The following is a 4,959-nucleotide window of genomic DNA, read 5'->3' as shown; positions in this document are numbered from 1 at the left end:
CCGTCCCGGCCAGCTCGCGGGCCCGCTCCAGCCTTCGCTGCGCCTCCGCCAGCCGGGTGCGGGCCTGGCTGCCGACCGCTCCCCGATGGGTGGTGATGTAGTCGGCGGCCGCGCCGATCGCCGAGCGCGCGGTGAGCATCGCCTGGTCGAGGAGCGAACGGGCCCGCCGGTCGCCCTGCTCCTGCTCGCGCGCACCGGCCAGCGCCTCGTCCAGAGTCGCGTCGGCTTCCTCCACCCGGCGCAGCGCGTCGATCGGGTCGTACGGACCGGCCCGCAGCTCCCCCCGCACGTCGCGGACCACCGACTGCGCGCGGGCGATCCGGCCCCGGAGGCCCGCGGTGGACACCCCCTCGGCGGTGCCTTCCAGCAGCCCGCCCGCGTCGGCCAGGTCCGTCTCCGTCTCGGTGAGCGCGGCCGGCAGCCTGCCCGCCGCCTCCTCGACTTCCCGTGCGCGCCGGTCGACCGCGTCGACGAGGGTGGTCGCCTGGCCGACCGCGCCCTCGGCGGCCCGTACGTATACGGCGGCGGCCGCTCTGTCGCCGCCGTCCACCGCCTGCCGGGCCTGATTGAGCGAGGACGTCGCGAAGACGAGCCGGTCCTTGGCCTGCTCGATACCGTCGGCGACGGGGGCCGAGGCCGACTCCGCGTAGCGGCTGCGCATGGAGGTGAGGGTCGCCCCGGCCGTGGAGACCCGCCCGGTGAGCGAACGGAATGCGGTCTCGGCCGCCGCGAGTGCCTGCGGGGCGTCGCGTTCGAGCGCACGGAGCCGGTCGAAGTCCTCGGAGACCGCGTCCAGGCGGGTGTTGGCGTCCTCGCAGCGGCTGATGATCTCGTCCAGCATCTGCCGGCGGGTGGCGTCGTCCTCGGGACAGGCGTCGTCGAGCTGCTGGCGCAACCGGAACGCGGCCGTCAGCTCGCCCCTGGCGTAGCCGACGGCCTCGGTGAACGGGGCTGCGGCCTCCTCTCCGAACTGGGCCGTGGCGAAACCGAGTTCTTCGTCGCTGGTGCGCACCGCATCGTCCGTGTCGACCAGCGTCTCCTTGGCCCGGGCGTCGAGTTCCGGCAGCGGAGCGGGTGGCTCTGGCGGCGTGTTCCGGTCTGCCGGTCCCCAGCCGGTCGCACCGGGTGTCGTACGGGTGGCGGTACGGCGCTTGCGCCGGGTGTAGGCGTAGCCGGCGGCCGCCGCGGCTACGAGGACGACCACGACCGGCAGGACCAGGTCCCCGGCGGTCGTCCCCCCGGAATTCCCCGACCCCGGGTCGGCGGCGCCCGGGGTGATGGCCGGGGTGGGTACGGCCGCGCCGGCCAGGACGGCGGAGTACCCGTTGGCGGCCCCGATCGCGGCGCCCGCCCAGTCGTTCTCCCTGAGCGCCGGCTCGATGGCGGTGCTCGCCACATCCTGGAGTTCGGCGTCGGTGAAGCGGGAGCCCTGGTCGACCGAGTACGCGTACTGCCGGTCGTGGGTGGCGACGGCGAGCAGCATGTCGTCGCGGCCGAGCCCGTTGCGGCGGGCCGTGTCGTCGGCCCAGTTCTGCGCGGACCGCCCGGAGAAGTCACGGACGTACGCCACGAAGAGCTGGACACGGCGTTTGTCGTACAGCTGGTCGAGTGCGGAGACGACCTGGCGTTTCCGGTTCCCCAGCGCGTCGGCCCTGTCGGTGATCTGTCCGTCCCGGGACAGCGTGACCGGGGCGTCGGCGCGCGCGGTCGTGGCGGTGGGGAGGGCCAGCCAGCACACCGCCATCAGGACGGCGAGCAGGGCCCGGCCCGGTATGCGGATCCGGGTTCGGCTCGCAGGCGGCATCACGTTTGTGAGGCTATGTCCACGTTCGGTGACCCGCGACCCGGCGAGCGGACGGCTGCGGGACGCCGACGGCCACCGCGGCGGACCGGCCTCCCCGCCGTGAGGGGGGCCGGTCCGCCGTCGTGGGGCTCAGATGCTGAAGCGCTCCTTGGCGAGCAGCGGCCGCACCCGGGAGCGGAACCCGCCGGTCCGGAACGGCCGCTGCAGCAGTCCGGGCCGGATCGCCTGGGCCAGTGCCGCGGCGATCATTCCCTGGTCGAGGGCGAGCTGGTAGTCGCTGACCCGTCCGGTGGAGACGTTGACGGAGTCCCGGAACCCGTAGCCGTCGTGATAGGCACCGAAATCCCGGTCCAGCGCCCGCAGGTTCGCCACCGCCTCGGCCGGCGCGTGGGGCAGGGCGAGGAACGAGGCGTGCGGGGTGACCACACCGTTGGTGAACGCCGACGCGGGCGGCAGCGGAGCCCCGTCCGCGGTGTACGTGCGGTCCGTGTTGGAGGCGTAGCCGTCGAGCTGCATGCCGAGCGCGTCGACCCCGTACTCCTGATACCCGCCCTCGGGAATGTTGGCGGGGGAGAAGCCCCAGTACCCGTACTCCGCCTCCGTCATGCCGTGCTCGATCTGGCTCCGCACGTACCGCTGGTGAGTGCGGCCCCACGACTTCGGCGACCATTCCGGCTCCGGTACGAACAGCGGAACCATCAGCGCCTCGAACATCGACCCGCCCCAGGTGGGGACGAGCTTGCGGCCGCCGTGCGTGTAGTGGCCCTGCCAGACGCGGATACCGTCCATCGCCACGTAACTGCCCTGCGGCTGCTGCTCCTGCTCATTGCCGGGAAGCATGGTGCGCAGCAGGTGCCAGTAGTGGTCGGCGGGCAGGGACCCGTCCGCGATACCCAGATAGCTCGCCATCCGGGGCTCGGTGTTGAGCGCGCCGTAGTGATGGCCCGTGGGTTCCCCGGTGTCGGTCCAGAAGCCGCCGCGCAGCTGGCCGGGTCCGGCGACGGGGTCGGCCGGGTCGAAGGGCGTGTAGTAGTAGGACCAGTCGGCGCCCGCCAGGATGCGGTCGATGCGGGGCCGCAGCGAGGGAGCCGCGTCCGCGGCTATGCGCAGACCGGTGATCAGCCAGGCGTTGTCGACGCTGGAGAGGAAGGGACGGACCGGGTCACCGGTGCCGGGCCACTCGGTCAGCACCGAACCGTCGTGCGCGTCGTACCAGTTGAGCCAGAAGCCGTGCGGGCGCTCCAGCTTCTCCACGGACCGGACGGTGCGCTCCAGCCGGCGCCGCATCGTGGCCTCGCTGATCACCCCGAGCCCGCCGGCGGCGACGGTCGACCACAGGCCGCAGCCGATATTGGTGGGCGAGGTCTGGCGCGACTGAACGGGGCCGCCCGGACCGCTCACGTCGATCTTGTCGACGGCGAGTCCCAGATCGGTCGTCATCGCCTCGATCGAGCGGTACGTGTCGCGGAACCAGCGCAGCAGCGGCGGTGTGTCAAGGCCATGAGCCGGATGGGCGGCGTCCGCGGAAGGCGCGGACCGGGTGGCGGGAACAGCGTTCGCCGAGGGCGCGGACACGGCTCCGAGGGACAGAGCGGCAGCCCCGGTCCCGGTGGCGGTGAGAAACGTGCGACGGTCCATGAAGGTCCAGCTCCCGTTGGCAGAAGGGGGATGGGGCATTTCGTGGCGTGCTCGATGCGGCGGATGAGAACCGCCCGGGGGTGGTGCTGCGCCTGTGGCGCGGTGTGCGGGTGTGACTGCCGGAGTGGCCCGAGCTGTGGGGCTCGGGCCACTCCGGGTGGATCGGCGCGGGGTCCGGCGGCCGTCAGGTACCGCCGGACCCCGCACGGTCGGGAACCGTCAGGGGTTCCCGGTCAGGGGGCCGGCGTCAGTCGGCGATACGCGGCAGCGTACGGGTGCGGCCCATCTCGCCCAGCCAGGCGGCGGACGGCTTCGGCAGCCGCTCGAAGGTCTCCGGGTTCCAGCCGATGAGGCCGAAGGTCGGTGCGTAGGAGCCCCACTCGTAGTTGTCCAGGGCGCTCCACGCGAGGTAGCCCTCGACGCGCAGGCCGTCCTGGATGGCCGAGGCGACCTCGTTCAGGGCACCGGTGTAGTAGTCGATCCGGCGGCTGTCCTGGTCGGTCGCGATGCCGTTCTCGGTCACGATCAGCGGAATGTCGCGGCCGACGACCTCGGCGGTGTGGCGCAGCGCGTGGCCGACGGCGGACGGGTAGTACTCCCACTGCGTGAGGGTGCGCTCCACGTCGTCGGCGGTGGGGATCGGTCCGTCCGGGCCGATCTTGGTCCGGGTGTAGGACTGCACCCCGATCCAGTCGTCGCCGCGGGAGGCCTCGATGAAGATGTCCTCACGGGGGTGGCGGTAGGCCGCGGTGACCTCTTCGGCGCCGGGAAGGGCCTGGTAGACCTGGTTGGCGATGGTCCAGCCGACCTGGATGTCGGCGTTGATCGCCTTGACCTCCTTGACGGCCGCGTGGTGGGCGGCGATGACGGCCTGGGTGGTCTCGTCGTCGGGGGTCGGCAGGCCGGCGGGCGGGAAGCCGATGTCGCCGCGCTTGGCCTGGCCCGCCATCACGGCGATCATGTTCGGCTCGTTGATGGTGCAGACGTGGCTGACACCCTCGCTGATCACCGGTGCGCAGGCCGCGACGTAGCGGGCGAACAGCTCGGTCGCGCCCTCGGCGGTGAAGCCGCCGCGCGCCTCGAACCACTGCGGCACGGTGAAGTGGTGCAGTGTGATCATGGGGCGCAGCCCGCGCTCGATGGCGCCCTCGACCATACGGCGGTAGTGGGCGAGCTCCGCCCGGGAGAACTGCCCCTCGGCGGGCTCGATACGGGCCCACTCGATGGAGAACCGGTAGTCGGTGAAGCCCAGTCCGGCCAGCACGTCCATGTCCTCGTGCCAGCGGTGGTAGCTGTCGCAGGCGTCCAGGCTGGGCTCCTGGATGTGGGTGCCCGCGGTGTGCTCCTTGACCCACCAGTCGCTGTTGGTGTTGTTGCCCTCGATCTGGTGGGCGGCCGTGGAGGCGCCCCACAGGAAGCCTTCGGGGAACGGGACCTGGGTGTGAGTCATCGCGAACTGTCCTTCTGGGGTGTGAGGGGGGTGGCCGGCGAGGGTGCGGGTGCGGGCCACTTACGTG

Annotated in this window: 3 protein-coding genes; all 3 read right to left on the bottom strand. The window is 72.4% G+C overall.

The window, feature by feature from the left end:
- A partial coding sequence (locus J1C73_RS11620) for a TPM domain-containing protein (RefSeq protein ID WP_207316296.1) occupies nucleotides 1–1,804 on the bottom strand: 1,804 nt, incomplete at its 3' end.
- Between the two features lie 129 nt (nucleotides 1,805–1,933).
- The gene (locus J1C73_RS11615; protein ID WP_207316295.1) at nucleotides 1,934–3,442 is read right to left on the bottom strand and encodes a glucoamylase family protein; all 1,509 of its coding nucleotides are present in this window, start codon (nucleotides 3,440–3,442) and stop codon (nucleotides 1,934–1,936) included.
- A 247-nt stretch (nucleotides 3,443–3,689) separates the two neighbouring features.
- Nucleotides 3,690–4,892, bottom strand: coding sequence for a glycoside hydrolase family 1 protein (locus J1C73_RS11610; RefSeq protein ID WP_207316294.1), 1,203 nt, complete (start codon nucleotides 4,890–4,892; stop codon nucleotides 3,690–3,692).
- Between the last annotated feature and the right edge of the window lie 67 nt (nucleotides 4,893–4,959).

The organism is Streptomyces laculatispora (assembly GCF_017353455.1).
In the GTDB taxonomy this organism is placed as follows: Bacteria; Actinomycetota; Actinomycetes; order Streptomycetales; family Streptomycetaceae; genus Streptomyces; species Streptomyces laculatispora.
Note: the sequence above shows the minus strand (reverse complement) of the source record. Positions and strands in the feature narration are given on the sequence as shown.